This window comes from Myroides albus, assembly GCF_024722315.1.
GTDB lineage: Bacteria > Bacteroidota > Bacteroidia > Flavobacteriales > Flavobacteriaceae > Flavobacterium > Flavobacterium album_A.
Genome location: NZ_CP102754.1, coordinates 2,975,610 through 2,996,537, shown reverse-complemented (window position 1 = coordinate 2,996,537; position 20,928 = coordinate 2,975,610). Strand labels below are relative to the sequence as shown.

Sequence of the window (20,928 nt, the reverse complement as noted above, 5' to 3'; positions counted from 1 at the left end):
ATAGAGGCTAGAGATAGTCTATAAATATTATTAACTAACTAAAAAGATACCCTAGTGATACTTAACGGCAATAAAAATCTTAATGATTAAAACTAGTGTATCCAATCAATTATAAACATTATGAAACTAAATTACACAATCAAAATCGGTTATAGGATGGCACTTTTTCTAAGTATACTACTCACCTATAACACACATGCCGTAAATTTTGATGCAAACCTTACTGACTTTGATCAAAATAAAAAAAACAAAGTAACTGGCCTAGTTAAAGACAATTACGGAGCGCTTCCAGGAGTTCACGTTATAGTCAAGCAAACAAACGTAGCTACCTCAACTGATTTAGATGGTAAATTCACAATTGAGGTAGCTAAAGGACAAACCCTAGTTTTCTCAATGATTGGATTTGAAGATAAAACTATTACTTATCAAAGTGGAAACAACTTCAATATAGTCTTAAATCAAAAAACAAGTACACTTGATGAGATTGTTGTCAACGCAGGGTACTACTCTGTAAAAGATAGAGAACGTACCGGTAGTATAGCACGTGTAACGGCAAAAGATATAGAGCTTCAACCAATAAATAATCCATTACAAGCACTTCAAGGAAGAACACCCGGAGTTTCCATAACAGAACACTCAGGGGTACCTGGCGGTGGAATAGACATAGAAATTAGAGGACAGAATTTTATGGGGGCTAAAACAACTGGACGAAATACGCCTTTCTACATTATAGATGGTATTCCCTTTTTAGCAAGCCCTTTAGGAAAAAACAACGGTAATTTATCAATCAACCTATTTAACAATAACATTAGTCCTTTAAATGCAATAAACCCAAGTGATATAGAAAGTATAGAAATACTAAAAGATGCTGATGCTACAGCCATCTATGGATCTCGTGGAGCTAACGGAGTAGTACTTATAACAACGAAAAAAGGAACACAATCAAAAACTAGTTTTACAGTAAGTTCTTCTACAAGTTTTAGTAAAGTACCAAAGTTTTTAGACATGATGAATACCCAACAATATATCAAAATGCGTGAAGAAGCATATTTGAATGCTAATGCTAGTTTTCCTGCCAATGCCTTTGATATAAACGGAGCATGGGATAAAAACAGATACACCAATTGGCAAAAAGAACTAATTGGAGATACAGCCACAGCTCAAGAATTTTCCTTAGGTGTTAGAGGAGGTAATGAATTTTCTAATTTTAATATCAATTACTCACACAGTGAAAATACAACAGTCTTTCCAACAGATAAAGGTTATAAAAGAAACTCTGCTCTTATGAGCTATAATTATATGAGTAAAAACAGAAAACTTATTGTAAACTCATCTACATTATACTCTAACCAAAGTAATAACTTGCCAACGGCAGACCTGACAAAACAATCATTAACCCTTGCTCCAAACGCACCAGCACTTTACAATGATGACGGATCTTTAAACTGGCAAAATAGTACATGGCTCAATCCAATTTCAGAACTACAAAGTTCTTATCAAAATAAAACATCTACAGTTATTATAAACTCAAATATTTCCTACGAATTAATTAAAGATGTATTTACAAAGCTCAATATTGGATATACAGCAAATAAATTTGAAGAAAGAAAAATAATACCACATACAATATACAATCCCGCTGCAAATCTAACTAGTGAGCGCTCAGAGTCATATCGTTCAAATCAAGACAATCAAAGTTTTATAATTGAACCACAGATTAATTACATATTTAATAAAGCTAAGCATAAGTTAAATACAATGATAGGTTTTTCCTATCAACAAACAGATAATGAATCTCTACAACTCATAGGGAAAAATTTCACTTCAAATGCCTTTATTAAAAACATTGGAGCCGCTAAAGAGAAATTAATTGTTTCATCAGGAAAAGACCAATACAAATATGCTTCAATGTTTGCTAGAGTAAATTACATGTATGCACAAAAGTATATAGTAAACTTAACCGCTCGTCGTGATGGCTCTAGTAGGTTTGGAGATGACTATAAATTTGGAAACTTCGGAGCTATAGGTGCTGCCTGGATATTCTCAAAAGAAAATTTTGCTAAGAATATCTCATGGCTTTCATTTGGTAAACTAAGAACAAGTTATGGAATAACAGGAAGTGATAATATTGGCGACTACGCATACCTAGACACTTATACAGTACAAAATAATACTTACAATGATGAAATGGCATTATCTCCAACTGCACTTCATAATCCAAAATTTAAATGGGAGAAGACAACAAAGTTTGAAATTGCCACAGAACTAAGTTTTTTTAACGATCGTTTAAACACCACAATTGCTTATTATAACAATCGTTCTTCTGATCAATTAGTTGGAATGACACTACCAACAACCACTGGATTTTCAAGCATAACTGCAAACTCTCCTGCTGTGGTTGAAAATAAAGGATGGGAATTTTCAATTTTTAGTCAAAATATAAAAACTAAAAGCTTTTCTTGGACTACTGACTTCAATCTGTCTTTTCCTAAAAATGAATTAGTTTCCTACCCTGGTCTAGAACAAGGAACTGAAAGTAGTTTTTATGTTATAGGTCATCCTATCAATATTGTAAAACTTTACAAATATGAAGGACTAGATCCTGTATCTGGTAATTTTACTTTTTATGATTACAATGGAGATGGTAAAATTTCTTCAGCTGACAAAAAACATATAGCAAGCCTTGCACCAAAGTTCATTGGTGGTTTACAAAACACGCTAACTTATAAAAACTTTAGTCTTGACTTTTTGTTTTATTTCATAAAAAGAGACAACTATAATATAGATATGTATTATAACTCACCTGGAGCTGCAATGCTCAACCTTCCAGCTGTTATGAGTGACTATCACTCGAGTAGTAACCCAAATGCTACTTATATGCCAGCTATTTATAACAACCCTAATAATAACCTACAAATGACTTATAAAGAAAGTACTGCTGTTATATCAGATGCTTCCTTTATAAGATTAAAGAATGTAGCATTAGCCTATTACTTGAAAATACCAAAACTTAAAATGGAATCTTTGAAGCTGTATGTACAAGGACAAAACCTATGGACAATTACATCCTACAAAGGTATGGATCCTGAGTTTGTATCCTTTGGCTATTTACCCCCTCTTAGAACAATATCATTTGGAGCACAATTAACCTTTTAAACGTATTATTATGACTAATATCAAACATGCAGTAAAAAGTAAAGTCAACATCTTTTTGATCTTATTAATAACTTTATCTACTTCTTGTACAGAACTTGTAGAAGTTGATTTGCCAGATACTAAAATCGATAAGTCTGAAGTGTTTAAAGATGCTTCAACCATTAAAGCAGCTCTAAACAACTTATACCTAAATTATCTTAGCTCATCTTTATTTAACAAGGCTAATACTGGTATAAATTTCAATATTAGCTTATTTACTGATGAACTAGATTATTATGGTAGCAATGCCGCTTCAAATGATATTTACTTAAATACAATCACAGATACTCATTCAACTATTAATAATTGGTGGAATAACTCATATCAACATATTTATGTTATAAATGCCTTTATAGAAGGTGTAGAGAAAACTGATGTTTTACAGGAAAAACAAAAAAACACATACCTAGGTGAAGCATATACTTTAAGAGCTTTATACTATCAATATTTAGCTATTTTCTTTGGCGATATTCCATACACAAAATCAACTGATTATAAACTCAATAAGAATCTAGTAAGAACTCCTTATACCCAAGTAATACTCAATATTGAAGAAGACTTAAAAATTGCCTCAAATCTTCTAGATTATACCTATAGAGATACAAACAAATTCTATGCAAATAAAGCTGTTGCCGATTTACTGTTAATTGAAAACTATTTACTTCAAAACAGATACGATAAAGCCGAGCAAATAGCTCAAGCATTAATCGATACAAATATCTATAATATAGAAATAGACCTTCAAACAACATTTAAAAAGAACGCAAAAAGTACATTATGGCAACTGAGTCCTAGATCATTAGTAGGCAATAGTGCAACATCTGAAGCTCTACTATACATTTATTCAAACTTTACAACTAACAGTTCAACAATATCTGATGCGTTGCTAAATTTATTTGATGAGCAGGACAAAAGAAAAAATAACTGGTTAAATAAAATCACATTAGACAATCAAGACTTTTACCAAGTATACAAGTACAAGAATCAAAACAACAATACTGATGAATTCTCAATTATTTTTAGAATAGAACAAATCTATTTTGATCTCGTATTTTCTTTTATCATGCAGGATAAAATAGATAAAGCAATAGATACTTTAAATATCCTTCGACAAAAAAGAGGGTTAGACAACTTACCTGTTTCACTAAATAAACAAGAACTTATTGATTATTATTTACAAGAGAGTAGCAAAGAATTCTTTACAGAAAATGCAAGGAGATTCATTGATTTAAAATTAACTAATAAACTAGAGGTTTTACAAAACACAAAACCAAGTTTTAAATCGCATCACAATCTATTGCCAATACCAATTAAACAAATAGAAATAAATAAAAACTTATTACCAAACAATCCTGGCTATTAACTTTTTTAAAATCTGAAAAATATGCAAACCAAAACAATAATTACAACCCTTCTATGGGTTTGCCTTACTATTATCTCTTGCCAAAGAAAAATAGCAAGTGATAATAGTAAAGAAGAGCCAGCTCCTATCGAAACAAACTTAGATGGGAGTATCACTATTCAAGGAAGAGTAACTGTAAAAGGAAGTGATAAACCCTTACTTGGTGTTACTACCATGAATGTAAAAAACAAATGGACTCACTCTCAAGAATTAAACAGTTCCTACAAAGGGATAAAGACAATTGCTTATGGAGAAAACAAAAGAGTATTTGTTGATAAAAAAGGATTTTATAGAATTACAATAGACAAAAAGGATACTCTTGTTCTAATACCTACCCATAGTTTGTATAAAAGACCTAAATACTATACTGGCTTTACTAAAAATCAGATACTCAATATAGAACTTGAACAAACACCAGAAACCTATCTAGCATTCAAGAAAAAATATAAAGATAGCGGTATTGAACAATTTGAAAAATATCTGAAAGAGGTAAACCCTGAAAAAATTATTACCGTTACCGGGACAATATATGACAAGAAGACCAAGAAACCACTATATCAGAAAGATATCAATATTCTCAACCAGGAAAACACTCGAGGTTCTGTTAGCTTTCACTTTACAGATAAATATGGTCAATTTTTTCTAAGAGTACCGCAAAACAGTCATTTACTAATAGATGCTTTTAAAAACCCAACAAACCTTTTCCCTAAAAACGACACTATTGTTAACATTTATCTTTAAGTACATGAAAAAATTACCTTTAATATTCTATATGCTTCTTAGTTTTTTATTTACAATAAATACTATTAGTCAAACAACTACAATAAGTAGCTATGATACACCGATATGGAACACCTTAGATTTAAGTACTGTTACACCTGATGGACAATGGGCATTAATCATCAAAAAAAAACACTCAACTTCTTTAACTAATAAGACCTATTTCCTTAATACTACGACGAAAAAGGAAAAGGAAATAACACACTTGTCTAACTTTTACAATTCTCTATATAACAATGGACTTGTAGTAGGTAATACTCAAGGAGAAACAGTTATTTACTCCTTAAATAAAAATGACTCTATAGTTCTTAAAAATAGTGTGAAATTTAGTGCAAGTATAAAAAAAGACTTACTATTTGTTCACAAAAAGAATAATGACTTTGAGATTCTTAAGCTTAATGAACGCTTAGAAAAAATAAAGTCAATTTTAGTAGTACAAAATATTGACAAGTACTTTTTAAGTCCAGATTCTCAAACGTTATTTGTTCAAAATAATAACAATGAATTAATCCATATTGATTTAAAAACCCTTAAATCAAATATAATACATAGATCTGATTCGATAATTCAAAAGTTACAATGGAATCTACAGCAAAATGCTATTTTAATACATTCCGAATCTTCGGTATTGACTTTTATCGATCTTACAACTTTTAAGGAGACAAGCATTAACTTAGATGAAAATCACAATGATTTAATTTCTGATATTCTACCAAACAACAATATTTATATTTCATATAGCATCAAAACTGACGAAAAATTAAAAGAAAGTGAATACCTTGATATTTGGCAAGGAAATTCTAAGCTGCTACTACCTAGTAACTTTAAAGCAAAATATAAACATATTGAGAAAGCTTTTATTTATAATACAAAACAACACAAAACAATACCCCTTGAAAAGTCACGTGATATTGACTATCTAAACATTGGGATTCCTGATGTATTAATTTCATATAATCAATATATTAATCAAGATTTTTCAGGATCTATAGCTAAAAAACAATTCAATCTTTATGACTATAATAAAAATAAAATTATAACTCCACTTTCACTAACATCACATAAATTATTTTTTCCCTCATTAAACAACAAATACTTACTCTACCCTATCAATAATCAACTAGATAGATGGGAAGTTCTAAATCTTTCAACTTTGGATAAACACATAGTTAAAACCGATTTAGTCTCCAATGGGTTTAATCCCATTTGGGCTAATGACTCTGAAACTATATTTTACACACAAAAAGGGAACCTCTTTACATACAATGTTAAAAATAAAAAAGTAGTTCAAATTACTGATTTCAAATCAGAGAATCAACAACGTTTAAGAGTACTTAATAAGGAAAACATACCTTTTTACACAACCTTTCTTAACTTAGAGAAACCTCTTTATTTTAAATTTACCGATGAGACAAATACAATAATCTATTCGTTGTATAACAATAAAATTAATTCTCTATTTACTACAGTTAAACGTTTAACTTTAGGAAACAGTTTAAACAGTAAACTAACTAGTGAAGACGCTAATACTTGTCTATTTTTAACAGAAGACTACAACTCACCGCCAAGCATTCAGGCAATAAAAAATAAGAAAGTATTTACGTTATTAGAATCCGAGATTGATACAGCCCTATACTCATGGAGAAAAAGACTTGATTTCATATTTACTGATAAATACAATACAAATCTTAATGCTTACCTACATTATCCCAAAGATTATAATCCAAATAAAAAGTACCCTATGGTTGTATATATATATGACTTATTATTACCCGTTTCACCTAACTCATTTTCAATTCCAATGCCTTACACCTCACATTCAGGATACAACACTTCATTATTAACTGAAAATGGGTACTTTGTCTTACAAGCTCAAAGCTATGTAAGTGATGATGGTCCTGGAATAAGTGCTGTAGATTGTATTACCAATGCTGTGGAAAAAGCCACTAAACTTGAAACGAGTATAGATAAAAAAAATCTAGGGTTAATTGGGCATTCTTTTGGTGGTTACAAAACAGCAGCTATATCAGTACTCTCTGATTTATTTAAAGCTTCTGTTTCAGGTGCTGGAGCTTACGATATGATTAGTCAGTTCACCTTCAATTATGGTTATAGTAGGAAAACTCCTGAGTGGTATATGACTGAAAATGCACAATTAGGAATGAAAAGTAAATTCTCTGAAGACCCAGAAAAATATTATGAAAACACACCTATTTTACATGCTCATAAAACAAATACAGCAATGCTACTCTTTACGGGATTACAAGATTATAATGTACATTGGGAAAATACTCGTAAGATGTTTATAGCGTTAAAAAGAGAGCAAAAACCTGTCATTGCACTATTTTATAAAAATATAGGTCACGGAATTTCCTCTTCATCGCCAATAGAAAATACTGATATTACACTTCGAACACTTGATTGGTTTAATTATCATCTGAAAAATGAAAAAAAAATTAATTGGATTAAAAAAGGATTAGACTATAATCAATATTCTTTAAGTCCTTTATAAAGTAAATAGGGAGGTAAATGCCTCCCTATTTTAATTTAATTACATCTCTTCTTGTTTATGAAGTTCTGAATAATTATTAGGAGAAATTTCTCCCCAAAGAATCCTCTCAGTCCCATCTACTATAGTCTTACAAGATGCCTCTGTTAGATCTAAAGTACATTCTCCTTCTGTGATATCTCCAACATATACATAAACATATTCATTTAAACTAGTATCGAATTCTCGATAATAGGTTGGGCCACTATACGGATTATTAGCTTTTACTGATTCTACAACAGGATTCTCTTTTTTGGAATCTTTTTTTAATTCGCTAGCATTCACAGTGAATGCACCTACACTCAGCATTGCAATAACAGCTAATCCTGTGAATAGGTTTTTAATATAATTTTTCATTTTTTCTGCTTTTTGATGTTAAACTAAAAACACCTTGTCTTTAGCCATATTATATTTGAACAAAACACACTGCTTTGCTTTAGGTTAACTTAAAAACACAATCTAATAGTTAACTCTATTGGCCTATAGAATTAATCAGTAATAAGTCACTTTAAGTAGCTAATTTAAAGTGATAAACTAAATTGATTTACATAAAGTAGTATAAAAGGGTGTATTCTACTAAAACAAAGTTCTATAATGATCAAAGATAAATTTATCCCCTAAAATGACATTTTATCCCTTATTGTGACATATTTCACCCCCTATTGCGTTATATAAAAGTAACAAAGAGAGAAAATTCAAATAAAAACAACATCTGTTATTGACAATAAAAGTCCCACATTAGATTATCTCTTTTAAAATTTTTTACAAAATTAGATCACTAAATATTATATGTTTTTTGAAATAAACAGATAGTCACATTATCTAAAACCTCTAATAGCTAACAATCTTTGGCACTATTAGAAGGTTTGTAAGGTAATATTAAATATTACAACATGCTGTAGTTTTTACATATGTCAAGAAAAACTTTTCTTTTACCGAAATTTAATTAACTCGACCAAAAACTAGGAAAAGAAGTATATTGGTATTCTCTCCTAATCTTTTCTTTAAAATACTATATGACTTTGAAATATGAGCTTCAACAGTTTTTAAAGAAATATTTAAATAATCTGCAATCTCTTGATTTGTTAATCCTTGACGTTTACTTAAAATAAAGACTTCTTTACTTTTGTTAGGTAAGTTATCTATCTCCCTTTGCATTAAATTTATAGCAAGTTCTATGTCTTCTTGAGAATTTGTTTCCACATAAGCATTGATTACTTTCAAGCATTGATATTCTAAAGGCTCAAGCTTCTTATTCTTGCGATAAGTATCTACAAACTCATTAAAAACAGACTTATAAAGTAAGTTCTTAATATTTGCCTCTGGATTGAGCTTTAGTCTCTTAATCCAAATTTTCATAAATACATTTTGTACTAAATCTTGAGCTTCTTCATTACCAATAAGCTTATAGGCATAAACACATAGTGATTGATAATATTTTTCAATCAACAAGGTAAATGCCTTTTCATTACTTAGGACAATCATTTCAACTAATTCCGTATCTGTAGTAAGGTTATTCATAAGAAAAAAAAATAAAAAAACATTCAAACATAGGGTTATGTAAAAATGTAACGTTACTAACTATAAAGTGAAATATGATTAATAAATACTAGAAATAAATGTTGAAATCCAAATATATATAAAATTAATTGCTAAATGATGTATTTAACATTTATCATCAAAATATAAATGAAAATTCTTTTTTTTATTACAAACTGCGAACTTTATTACTTACATTATCTATGAAAACACAAGGCACTGCTTAAAAAGAAAGTATCACAACTAAATCAATTTTAGTTTTTAGCACAAGTCAAATCAATTTTCTTCAAATCAATTATTAGTTAGTTAGCTAAGTGCTATTTTCTACCTTTTGAATTCTAAGATAATAATTTGCAGTAGGCTATTCCTTTTTCTTGTAAACACAAAGAAATTGGGATAGCCTTTTTTCATACTAAATATTTTATTAATAAAAACTAAAATAAAACTTAAAAAAAACATAGGGTATTACTTTAGTCAAACGTAATAAGAGTATAAAAGCTAGTGAAATGAAAGAAAATAGAACAGAAATATTAATGTTGAAATATATTTCAAGGTCAATTACGCCCCAAGAAAAACAAGAACTTTTAAAACTCTTACAAACCAATGATGACAATCAAACAATACAAAGAATTATTGAAAATGACTTTATTGCTGATAATGTTATAAAATCATTTGATAAGGATTTAGCCCTTAAACGTATAAGTTACTTTATCACAAAAAGAAAAAGAGCTAAAAAAATAAAAAAAACATTATTAACCACAGTGATTCCCTTTGCAATAATAGCTTGTGTTTTAACTCTTGTATTTCAGCCTTTTTCCCTAACAAAGCAGTCTATTAATATTAACCAAGAAAGTATAACAATTGTATCCTCTCAAGGAAAACAAATTCAAATAAATGATACAGATAGTGAAACAATATTTGATGAAAATGGTCAAGCGCTAGCTAAAGTTGAAGATAAAACAATGACTGTTGATCCAAGTACTACTCAAATGCAACTAAATAAGCTTATTGTACCAAAAGGTAAAACCTTTTCATTGGTTCTCTCAGATGGAACAAAGGTATTTTTAAATGCACAAACAAGCATTGAGTTTCCAACAAGTTTTCAAAATCTTAAAACCAGAGAAGTCTCTATAACAGGTGAAGCCTATTTTGAAATACAAAAAAGTGATAAACCTTTTTTAGTTGAATCAAAAAATGCAAAAGTTAGAGTTCTTGGTACTAAGTTCTTGTTCTCTGAATATGAAAAACAGAACTATACTTCGCTTGTTTTAACTCATGGTAAAGTTGAGTTTTCAAGTACTTCACAACAAGATAAAAAAGCAGAAGTTACACCAGGACAAAAAGTAAGCCTAGAGAATTCTACCTCAAAAATCCAAGTTGAAAATGTCAATACCCGACTATACTTAGGATGGATCAGTGGAGAATTAATCTTCAGAAACCAAAGCTTTGATCAAATAATTAAAACCTTAGAACGAAGCTTTAATGTAGAGATTGTTAATCAAAACAAAGAATTAGCAAATACAGTCTTTACAGCTTCATTTGATAATAAAACAATACAAGAGATAATGACATACTTCAATGAAGTATTTGCCATAGAATATACCATTAAAAACAATAAAATTATTATTAAATAAAAACACTGGCTATTCGGCAAAATAACCAGTGTTTACAATGTGATTACTACCTAAGTAACAACCTTTAACTATTTCAAATATATGAAAAATTTTTTATTAAGAAGTAGAGGAATTCCTCTGTTAAAACTCGAGTTAAAAATGAAACTATCCTTTATTTTTTCCTTTGTTTTTGCACTTAATTTATTTGCAACAAACACCTATTCTCAATCAAAAATTTCAGTAGATGTTATAAACATACCTCTACATGAAATACTTGAGATTATTGAAGAGTCGTCTGAATATCGTTTTATTTATAATACAAATGAAGTCAACGTAAATGAGAAAAAAGTTCTTCAAGTAGATAATCTAAATGTAGAAGAAGTACTAAAAAAGCTCTTTAAAAACTCTACAATTAACTACACTATAATGGACAATCAAGTTATCTTAACTAACAAACCTAATTCTAATTCCAATAAAATTAATCAAGACTATTTTCGTCAGATTAAAGGCGTTGTTAATGATGATTTAGGTCCATTAGCAGGAGTGATAGTAAAGATAAAATCAACAAATAAAGCTGTAACAACTAGTCTTGATGGTAGTTTTACAATTGATATTCCAAAACAATCAAACACTGACAAAGAGCTTTTCTTAGAAATATCACTAATTGGTTACAAGACGCAATTAATAAAAATAACAAATCAGAACTTTTTTAATGTAACATTAGAGGTTAATGATCAACTTTTAGACGAAGTTATTGTTAATGCTGGGTACTACTCTGTAAGAGATAGAGAGCGAACAGGAAGTATAGCACGTGTAACTGCAAAAGAAATTGAAAAGACTCCAATTAAAGACTTTATAGGAACTTTACAAGGTAGAGTAACAGGAGTACAAGTTTCTCAAAAGTCAGGTGTTCCTGGTAGTGGCTACTCAATAAAGATAAGAGGAAATAATAATCTTAGATCTTCTGCAAATAATCCTTTATACATAATTGATGGTATTCCTATACCCTCAGATAATATGAGCAGTTCAATAATCTCAGGAAGTGCACTCCCTCAAGGGGGAATTTCACCACTAAACAATATTAACTTAGAAGATATTGAAAGTATAGAAATACTCAAAGATGCAGATGCTACTTCTATATATGGCTCACGAGGAGCTAATGGTGTAGTTCTAGTAACAACTAAACAAAACAAGGAAAGAGGTACACATTTTACACTTAATAGTTCCACAGGTATAGGACACACTATTAATCGGATGAAAATGATGAATACTCAAGAGTATTTATCTATGCGAGAAGCAGCTTTCACCAATGATAACATACTAGATTATCCAGTAGATGCATATGATATAAATGGTGTATGGGATAAGAATAGATATACAAATTGGAGAAAAGAACTACTTGGAGAAACAGCTCATTTTAATCGGGTACATCTAAAGGTAACTGGTGGAAATGATAACACCCGATTCTTAATCAGTACAACAACTAAACAAGAATCTTCTGTTTTTAAAGCTAATACACTTTATAAACAACTAAGCTTTTTCTCCTCTATGAATCACACATCAAAAGATGAGCGATTTAAATTGTTATTTTCAACTTCTTATTCAAAAAATGATAATAAACTTCCTTCTGTTGATTTAACCAAACAAGCGTACTCACTTAGCCCTAATGCACCTAAATTATATAATTTTGATGGCACTCTTAATTGGGAAGATGGTACATGGGAAAATCCATTAGCTAGAACCAATAGCATATACAAAAATAAAACTCAAAGCTTCATTATTGGTGGTGACCTAAGCTATCAATTGTCTCCAAGTATTACTGCAAAAATTAATATTGGTTACATAAATTACAATAACTATGAAATCAATACATTACCCTCAACCATATATAATCCTAAATATGGTAGGACAAGTACTAATTCTTCATTATATCTAAACCAAGGTAATACAAATACACTAATTACAGAGCCGCAAATTTCTTGGAACAAAGGTTGGGGTATTCACAATATACAGGTACTATTAGGAGGTAGTTTTCAACAGCAAAACACAGATATACTAAATCTAACTGCCAGCAATTTTATTAGTAATAGTCTAATTGAAAGTATAGGGGCAGCTAATAGTATAAGAGTAAACTCTCATTTATTAAATCAATACAGATATCAAGCATTCTTTTCAAGAATAAATTATCAATTTAAAAATCAAGGTTTTATTAACTTAACTGCCCGAAGAGATGGTTCAAGTCGTTTTGGAGATAATAATCGTTTTGCAAATTTTGGAGCAATTGGGGCTGCTTGGATTCTGATTAACAATCAAAATATTAAGGCTTCAGATATTATAAACTTTGCTAAAATAAGAGCTAGTTATGGAACAACTGGTAGTGATCAAATTGGAGATTATCAATATCTAGACACCTACTCAGTAAACTCAAATAGTTTAGCCTATTACGATGGTAGTGTAGCCATACAACCCAGTAGATTATACAACCCAAACTTTGGCTGGGAGGTTAACAGAAAATTTGAAATTGCATTAGATCTAAACTTTTTTAATGATAAAATAGTTCTAAACACCGCTTGGTATAAAAACACTTCATCAAATCAGTTAGTTGGTTTGCCTTTGGCTGCAACAACAGGTTTTAATACAATTCAAGCAAATCTAGATGCGAAGGTTCAAAACACAGGACTCGAAATAGACCTTATTGGTAAGATTATAGATACAAAAGATTGGAAATGGTCAAGTTCTTTTAATGTCTCTTTTGAACAAAACAAACTCTTAAAATTTCCAAACTTAGAATCTTCTCCTTATGCAAACCAATATGTGATTGGTAAATCTACTCAAATACAAAAAATGTATCACTATCAAGGAGTTGATCCAGTTACAGGTCAATATAAGTTCAAAGATTTTAATGAGGATGGAAAACTAACCTATACAGATGATAGAGAATCACTTATTGATTTAAATCCAAAATACTATGGTGGAATTACCAATAATATAAGCTACAAAAACTGGTCTTTAAGTTTCTTATTCACCTTTAGCAAGCAAACCTCAATCTTATATAATCTAACAAATGGTGTTGCTGGGGATATGATTAATCAACCGAAAATGATGAAAAACAACTTTGATCAATCTCCATCTAATGATTTTCAAAAATACACCTCTGGTCGAGACTCCAAACTTACTGAAGCCTATTATGATTACTTTATTGAAAGTGACTATTTGGCTCAAAACTCAAGTTTTATTAAACTCAAGAGCCTTGAATTTTCATATATGATTCCTAAAATTCTAAATAATAACATGCAGGGGAAAATCTATTTTCAAGGATACAATCTATTAACTATCTCCCCCTTTAAAGGAATTGATCCTGAAACATCCAACTTTAATTTTTTGCCTCCAACAAGAACCTTCACAATTGGAGCTGAACTAAATTTTTAAGAATTATGAAACATTTAATCAATATAGCTATAAGTATAATTATTCTTGCATTACTATCTAACTGCCAAGATTATACTGAAATTGATTTACCTAAAAATCAATTAACAAGACCCGTTGTATTTGAAGATCAACAAACTGCAACAAGTGCTTTAAATTTTATTTATTCACAAATAAGAGAATATAGTTTAATGGGAGGAAATTCATTAAGTGCCACTCAAATCTGTTCAATATATGCGGATGATCTAACTTATAACAGTAGTTCGGTAAATGATTACTCGAATCTATTTAACTACAATATAACTGCCAATACAAACATTTTCTACTCTATTTGGTCTAGAAACTATAGTATACTTTACTCTATAAACTCCTTTATTGAAGGAATTGAAAAGTCTTCAAAACTTGAAAATAGTTATAAAAATCAAGTATATGCAGAAGCCTTAACCTTAAGAGCATTTTTACATTTTAATTTGACCAATCTTTTTGGAGATATTCCCTATATAACAACTACAGATTATACCCTCAATAATAAAGTTTCACGAACTAACCAAGAGCAAGTATACAGACTATTAACTCAAGATTTATTGCAAGCTGAGCAATTGCTCTTTGAAACCTATCCTACCCAATTAAAAACACGCATCAATAAGTCTAGTGCTCAAGCACTACTGGCTAGAGTTTACTTATTTCAGCAAAATTGGACAGAAGCTATCTCTTGGGCTACAAAGGTCATTAATGCAAACTCCTTGTATCAACTAGAAACAATAGACAAGCTCTTTTTAAAAGAAAGTAGCTCAACAATCTGGCAATTACAATCAGGTAATACAGGAAATAATACGCTAGAGGCGATGTCATTTATCTTGGAAACACCACCAGTAACCTACTTAATTTCAGAAAATTTAATTAACAGCTTTTCTTCCAGGGATCAAAGGTTGAAACTTTGGACAAAAGACATTGGCAATTTCAAAATTCCTTACAAATATAAAGCTAAAGGAAACACTACTACCTCTAAAGAGTATACCATTGTTTTAAGACTTGAAGAACTCTATTTAATTCGAGCTGAAGCTTATGCTAAAAGCAATCACACACTAGATCTTGCTTTACAAGACTTGAACACCGTTCATTTAAAGTCTGATACACAAAAAATCACTTTAACTAATCAAACTGATATTCAAGAAGCAATTTTTAAAGAAAAGCAACTAGAGTTCTTCTCTGAACAAGGACACAGATGGTTTGACCTAATAAGAACAAATCAAGTAGATGCCATATTAAGTAAAAACAAACATAACTGGAAAACTAATAATAAACTTTTCCCTATCCCCTTAAAAGAAATAAGTATTAACCCTAATCTATTACCTCAAAATGAAGGCTATTAATCCACTTCTAATACTGGTTTTTACATTTTCAATACTTGCTTATTCACAAGAGCCTAAACAAATTCAAATAACTGATTATAGGCTTTGGAGCAATCTTTTAAATTATGATATCTCCTCTAATGAAAAATGGTTTTATTGGAACATCAATTACCCCAATATAACAGATACCCTTTTTATTAAAAACACAAATGATAATAAAATCCAAGCCTTTAGGAACAGTCAACTAATAGCGTTTGATGCACAACAAAAATTTGCTTTAATTCAAAATGACAACGCTCAAACCTATTATACAAATCTAGAGGATCGAAAAGTGCAAATTTTGCAAGGAGAAGATGCTAAATTTATTTTTGATGACCAGTTCATAGTTACTACCAATCAAGCAAAGAAAACAATTTCTCTATTTAATAGAAGTAGTAATCAAGTAAGTCTAACTGCATCCTTAGAAGAGTTGTTTGTAAGTGCACAAAAAAATATACTAATATGGATAACATCTGATAATAGTATACAAATAGCACAAATGATAAAGGATAAATTAGCGATTAAAACTATTTGTCAAGCAGGTGGATTAAAACGAAAAAGACTAACTATGAATAGTCAAAATTCGATGCTAGCATTTTTAGAAGAAGACAATGAATCTTATGGGACTTTAAAGTCTCATAGGATTCATATCTTAGATTTACAAAAGTTGACTAATAGTACAATCGATTTAAAATCCTTCAAAGAATTTGGACAATACCTCATTGTTGACCATTTGAATTACAAATCACTTCAATTTAATGAACAAAGTAATTCTCTGCTATTTACAATACAAAAGAAAACAAACAAATCTGTGCAAACAAACCAGGTTCAAGTCTGGCATGCTGACGATACCTTAGAATACCCAAGAAAAAAGATATTGAACCCTGAAAACATTCCCATACTATCAAGCTACAATTTAAAACAAGAACATATTAATATTCTAAGTCAACCTAGTTCCATACAAACAATAATTCTTAATAACTCTAATTTTGCCTTACAATACTATCAAAATCAATTTGATAGTAAATACAGTAGATTAGGTAGTAGCGATATATATATACTGGATATAGAAAATCAAACAAAACACTTACTTGTCAATCGTTTTCCAATAAATAACTTAAGTAAAAATCTGAGTTTATCTCCAAATAATCAGTACCTGTCTTACTACTGGCAAGACAATTGGAATATCTATAATACAAGTACTCAGACAACAACTAAAATCCCTATTAACAAATTTGATTCCTTCACTGCAGCAAACCAATACAAACCTGATAATAGCTTATTACTAGATTATGCTATATGGACTACAGATAACACACTCTTGTTAACTGGAAATCAATTTTATTGGTTATATAATCCTAAAACAAGTAAAATTCATAAAGTTGTTTCTAGAAAACATCAAAATTATACTTTGACAATCAAACAATTTGCTAATCATCTCAAATATAGTAATAACTTCTATTTGACATATCAGCCTATAATTGATATAAAACAAGGATTCTATTTTACAGGTATCAATAAAAACTTTTACCACTCACTCTTTACCTATAAAAATAATCAGCTTACGAAAATACTTGAAACACCACATAAGCTAGTTGATGTTAAAAAGATTAGTCCTAATAGCGTACTCTATAGGATACAAGACAGTAACCTTGCACCTGAAATCTATCTTAAAAATAAAAAGCATAATAATAGATTACTACAAACCAATGATTTTCAAAAAGACTTTACTTATCCTAAAAAAGAAATTATTTACTATACCAACTCTCAAGGTGATAGCCTAAAAGGACTCTTACTGTACCCTACTGTTTTTAATAAAGATAAAAAGTATCCTATGATAACTCATGTCTATGAAAAACAGGTAAACTTTGAATACCAAGCTTATCACATACCCACTCTGTATAATCCTAATGGGTTTAACTCCATTAATTATACTTCTAATGGATACTTTGTCTTTTTTCCTGATGTAACCTATGAAATTGGTAATGTTGGTCAATCAGCTTTTGACTGTGTAATCTCTGCTATAAAAGCATTAGAAGTAAAGGACTACATTGACTTTAATAACCTTGGTCTAATTGGTCATTCCTTTGGTGGCTATCAAGTTAATTTTATAGCCACACAAACAAATATATTCCATGCTATTGTATCTGGTGCAGCTAACTTTGATATCATATTTGCTTCTCTTACTTTAGATAACAACAATACTTATACTAATCAAACTTGGAGGTATTTAAACTATCAAATGAGAATGGGCACCAGCGCTCAAGATAACTACTTAGGTTATCTCAACAACTCTCCTATTTTCTTTGTCAACAACATCAATTCCAACGTATTATCCTGGACTGGAGAAAATGATTATTCAGTCAATAAACAACAAAGCATTGCTTTTCATCTCGCTATGAGAAATTTAGACAAACAACATACTTTACTAATTTATCCCAATGAAGGACATATTCTAACTATACCAGAACATCAAAAAGACCTATCAAATAGAATAATGTCCTTTTTTGAGAAAAACTTAAAAAAATAGCGTTGGATTTCTCCAACGCTTTTATTATTAATTAGCTACTTTTTTGAATAACGGTAACACACATTGTGTATCGGATTCCCATAAATATAGATCATGAGTTCCGTCTTTACACATTTGTACATTTTCAGTTAGCGAGCAAGTAATATTTGTACAAATACAAATATTATTTATTTTTCTATATCCATCTCTACCGTTAGGACTAGCTTTTGTATCAATATTACTTGCAACAGTACCTACAATTGCTTTTTAAATTAAAGTAAACTATTAATTAGTAAAGTTTTAGAATATGATTTAGGATTGTTTGGATTCAATAGTAAACATAGAGCTGTTAAGAATTGATTTTACAACAAAAACGAGGAAAATTTATCTCTAAAATCTCCATTTCGTTAATACAATATTAGCCAGAGATGCTTTAATCACTAAATTCTTCCAATTTTTTTAGTCCTATTTCAGTTCTCCATTTATTAATTTTTTTTTCATCGACAAATTTGTAATAGATTCTTTTAAAGTCATTATCATAATCTATATTAAAAATCGCCCCATACTTTTGCGGTTTGTTAGCTTTTTTTTGTACTAAATCATATGTATCGGCAAAATACTCACAGTCAATCTCGCCTTTTATACACAACTCTTTTAATTCTTTTAGGTGTTTCTTAGCTTGTACTAAAAACAAATCTTCATATATTAATGTAGCAAATATATAACTAGCGGCATCTCCTACTTGACTTTGTTTGGGCCATCCCTTTTTATTTATTAACTCAAAAAGTAATTTAATATTAGTATTCTCTTTATCTGATAAAGCTAAAATTCTAAAGATCTCGGCACTGAAAGTTACGTCCTTACATGGAATATGTTTATTAATTACGCTTTGCTCATAAGTTGTCCATCTTTTATCTTCTTTAATTCCAATAAATTCTTTGTCTCTTAAAGATTGTACTGCAATTCGTTTATTAATATTTTCTTCTAAATAGAAAAAGCAACTATCTACTTGTCCTGCTAGCGCAAGAACTTTTGCGTAATTATACTTATGTCCCCAATCCCAATATCCCTCTTTCTTTTCGTTAAGATAATAGCTAATAGATTCCTCATATTTTCCTTCATCTCTTAAACGCACACCAGGTTCAAGTATGCCTTGTCCAAAAGAAATAGAAAAAAATAAAACAAAAATTATCGATAAATAGGTTTTCATTGTTACAGTAAACGTTTCTTAACTTTGAACTGTGGTACGAATTAAAGACAAAAGTTAAAATTCAGCACCTTATAGAACAAAATCTTGTTAATTGATTAAATGTAGAAAAAAAAACGATATAATTAGTATCGTGAGAGCTATATTTAAATTTCAAGTTTAACAGAAACCTAGAGAGTATAAAAAAACAGTAGCAACTAAAGTCCACTACTGTTATATTTTATAATTTTAAATTATCAATCCTATATCGCTTTTTCAAGACTAGTAATATATAGTTTTTTCTAAACTCAAATCCTAACATATCATCCTCTACCACGCCATAAGGCAAATATCTTCTTATAAAAGGATTTTCTTTTTTTTATAATATGCTCAGAAGATAGAAAAAGCAGGATAACAAATACACTACTTATTTTTGTGGTGATAATTGATCCTAGATAGCATCTTTTTCTTTTGTGTTCTTCATGAATATTCCACTGAAAGTGAACAGCCTATTCCGGTGTGAAAGTGAACAGTGTATTCCAGTGTGAAAGTGGACAGTTCTTCGCCTTGTTTTTTAGTAGTATAAATATAGCTAAAAAGAGTTATTATTTTTTGATTATTTTTCTGAGAGATTCTCCTTCTAATTCAAAGCGAATAGCAGAGTGAATTATTCTATCTAAAAACGCATCTGCAATTGTTTTTTCTGAAAATAAATCATGCCATGCTTTTACAGGTAATTGTGAGCAAAAGATAGTTGTCTTATGATGATTACGATCCTCAATAATATCCATTAGTATAAGTTGCTTATCACCAGTAATGGGTTGTAATCCAAAATCATCTAAAATAAGTACATCAGTGGCGCTTAATTTTAGCAATTCTTTTAAATAACTACCATCAGCTTTAGTCATAGCCAAACGATGTAATAATTTACCTAAATTGTAGTATTTTACTTTATAACCAGCTACACAGCTTTGGAAGCCTAGTGCAGTAGCTAAGTAGCTTTTCCCTGTTCCAGTACAACCAGTAATAATGATATTTTGATTTCGATCAATAAAACTACAATCAGATAATCTTATAAAAGTGTTTTTATCTAAGTTTCTCTCAGCAGTAAACTTTACCTCTTGTAAACTAGCTTGATAGTGGAATCTAGCATTTTTTATAAGCCGCTGAGTCTTATCATTATTTCTTTGGTTATCTTCTGCCTCAACTAACCAGGCTATAAACTCGTCATTGGTAAAAGAGTCTATAGCTTTAGTTTCTAAGGATGATTCATAGGCTCTTTTCATACCATTAAGCCTAAGTTTTTGCATTTTTTCAATTGTTGCATTAACATTCATAA

Annotated in this window: 12 protein-coding genes; 8 read left to right on the top strand and 4 right to left on the bottom strand. The window is 29.8% G+C overall.

What is annotated here, in order from left to right:
* Nucleotides 1-120: 120 nt before the first annotated feature.
* From NWE55_RS13455 to NWE55_RS13440, 4 genes are read left to right on the top strand one after another with little or no spacing between them, the layout of a single operon-like run.
* Nucleotides 121-3,156 (top strand): SusC/RagA family TonB-linked outer membrane protein, encoded by a 3,036-nt coding sequence (locus tag NWE55_RS13455; RefSeq protein ID WP_258204202.1) that lies wholly within the window; start codon nucleotides 121-123, stop codon nucleotides 3,154-3,156.
* Between the two features lie 10 nt (nucleotides 3,157-3,166).
* On the top strand, nucleotides 3,167-4,558 hold the full coding sequence (locus tag NWE55_RS13450; RefSeq protein ID WP_258204201.1) for a RagB/SusD family nutrient uptake outer membrane protein: 1,392 nt from the start codon (nucleotides 3,167-3,169) through the stop codon (nucleotides 4,556-4,558).
* A gap of 21 nt (nucleotides 4,559-4,579) precedes the next feature.
* Nucleotides 4,580-5,338: a hypothetical protein gene (locus NWE55_RS13445; protein WP_258204200.1), complete on the top strand. Its 759-nt coding sequence runs from the start codon at nucleotides 4,580-4,582 to the stop codon at nucleotides 5,336-5,338.
* A 4-nt stretch (nucleotides 5,339-5,342) separates the two neighbouring features.
* Nucleotides 5,343-7,889: an alpha/beta hydrolase family protein gene (locus NWE55_RS13440; protein ID WP_258204199.1), complete on the top strand. Its 2,547-nt coding sequence runs from the start codon at nucleotides 5,343-5,345 to the stop codon at nucleotides 7,887-7,889.
* 39 nt (nucleotides 7,890-7,928) lie between these two features.
* Here NWE55_RS13440 and NWE55_RS13435 read toward each other — a convergent pair whose 3' ends face one another.
* The gene (locus NWE55_RS13435; protein WP_258204198.1) at nucleotides 7,929-8,282 is read right to left on the bottom strand and encodes a hypothetical protein; all 354 of its coding nucleotides are present in this window, start codon (nucleotides 8,280-8,282) and stop codon (nucleotides 7,929-7,931) included.
* 585 nt (nucleotides 8,283-8,867) lie between these two features.
* Nucleotides 8,868-9,446 (bottom strand): RNA polymerase sigma factor, encoded by a 579-nt coding sequence (locus tag NWE55_RS13430; RefSeq protein WP_258204197.1) that lies wholly within the window; start codon nucleotides 9,444-9,446, stop codon nucleotides 8,868-8,870.
* Nucleotides 9,447-9,970: 524 nt separating this feature from the next.
* Between NWE55_RS13430 and NWE55_RS13425 the strand changes: the two genes are divergently transcribed.
* The 4 genes from NWE55_RS13425 to NWE55_RS13410 all read left to right on the top strand — a co-directional run bounded on the left by NWE55_RS13425 (nucleotide 9,971) and on the right by NWE55_RS13410 (nucleotide 18,424).
* A complete protein-coding gene (locus NWE55_RS13425; RefSeq protein ID WP_258204196.1) occupies nucleotides 9,971-11,098 on the top strand; it encodes a FecR family protein in 1,128 nt (375 codons plus the stop codon).
* Between the two features lie 81 nt (nucleotides 11,099-11,179).
* A complete protein-coding gene (locus NWE55_RS13420) occupies nucleotides 11,180-14,506 on the top strand; it encodes a SusC/RagA family TonB-linked outer membrane protein (RefSeq protein ID WP_258204195.1) in 3,327 nt (1,108 codons plus the stop codon).
* Between the two features lie 5 nt (nucleotides 14,507-14,511).
* Entirely contained in the window at nucleotides 14,512-15,876 is a 1,365-nt protein-coding gene (locus NWE55_RS13415; RefSeq protein ID WP_258204194.1) for a RagB/SusD family nutrient uptake outer membrane protein, read from the top strand.
* Complete coding sequence (locus tag NWE55_RS13410) at nucleotides 15,863-18,424, top strand: alpha/beta hydrolase family protein (protein ID WP_258204193.1); 2,562 nt, start codon at nucleotides 15,863-15,865, stop codon at nucleotides 18,422-18,424. Before NWE55_RS13415 ends, NWE55_RS13410 begins: the two co-directional genes overlap by 14 nt.
* Before the next feature lie 412 nt (nucleotides 18,425-18,836).
* Here the strand turns inward: NWE55_RS13410 and NWE55_RS13405 are convergent, their stop codons facing one another.
* The gene (locus NWE55_RS13405) at nucleotides 18,837-19,613 is read right to left on the bottom strand and encodes a hypothetical protein (protein ID WP_258204192.1); all 777 of its coding nucleotides are present in this window, start codon (nucleotides 19,611-19,613) and stop codon (nucleotides 18,837-18,839) included.
* A 581-nt stretch (nucleotides 19,614-20,194) separates the two neighbouring features.
* Nucleotides 20,195-20,926: an IS21-like element helper ATPase IstB gene (gene istB / locus NWE55_RS13400; protein WP_016649259.1), complete on the bottom strand. Its 732-nt coding sequence runs from the start codon at nucleotides 20,924-20,926 to the stop codon at nucleotides 20,195-20,197.
* Between the last annotated feature and the right edge of the window lie 2 nt (nucleotides 20,927-20,928).

Bases quoted from the DNA above. Each gene is read 5' to 3' on its own strand.
- NWE55_RS13455 (WP_258204202.1), top strand. From the start codon at position 121: ATGAAACTAAATTACACAATCAAAATCGGTTATAGGATGGCACTTTTT.
- NWE55_RS13450 (WP_258204201.1), top strand. From the start codon at position 3,167: ATGACTAATATCAAACATGCAGTAAAAAGTAAAGTCAACATCTTTTTG.
- NWE55_RS13445 (WP_258204200.1), top strand. From the start codon at position 4,580: ATGCAAACCAAAACAATAATTACAACCCTTCTATGGGTTTGCCTTACT.
- NWE55_RS13440 (WP_258204199.1), top strand. From the start codon at position 5,343: ATGAAAAAATTACCTTTAATATTCTATATGCTTCTTAGTTTTTTATTT.
- NWE55_RS13435 (WP_258204198.1), bottom strand. From the start codon at position 8,282: ATGAAAAATTATATTAAAAACCTATTCACAGGATTAGCTGTTATTGCA.
- NWE55_RS13430 (WP_258204197.1), bottom strand. From the start codon at position 9,446: ATGAATAACCTTACTACAGATACGGAATTAGTTGAAATGATTGTCCTA.
- NWE55_RS13425 (WP_258204196.1), top strand. From the start codon at position 9,971: ATGAAAGAAAATAGAACAGAAATATTAATGTTGAAATATATTTCAAGG.
- NWE55_RS13420 (WP_258204195.1), top strand. From the start codon at position 11,180: ATGAAAAATTTTTTATTAAGAAGTAGAGGAATTCCTCTGTTAAAACTC.
- NWE55_RS13415 (WP_258204194.1), top strand. From the start codon at position 14,512: ATGAAACATTTAATCAATATAGCTATAAGTATAATTATTCTTGCATTA.
- NWE55_RS13410 (WP_258204193.1), top strand. From the start codon at position 15,863: ATGAAGGCTATTAATCCACTTCTAATACTGGTTTTTACATTTTCAATA.
- NWE55_RS13405 (WP_258204192.1), bottom strand. From the start codon at position 19,613: ATGAAAACCTATTTATCGATAATTTTTGTTTTATTTTTTTCTATTTCT.
- istB (WP_016649259.1), bottom strand. From the start codon at position 20,926: ATGAATGTTAATGCAACAATTGAAAAAATGCAAAAACTTAGGCTTAAT.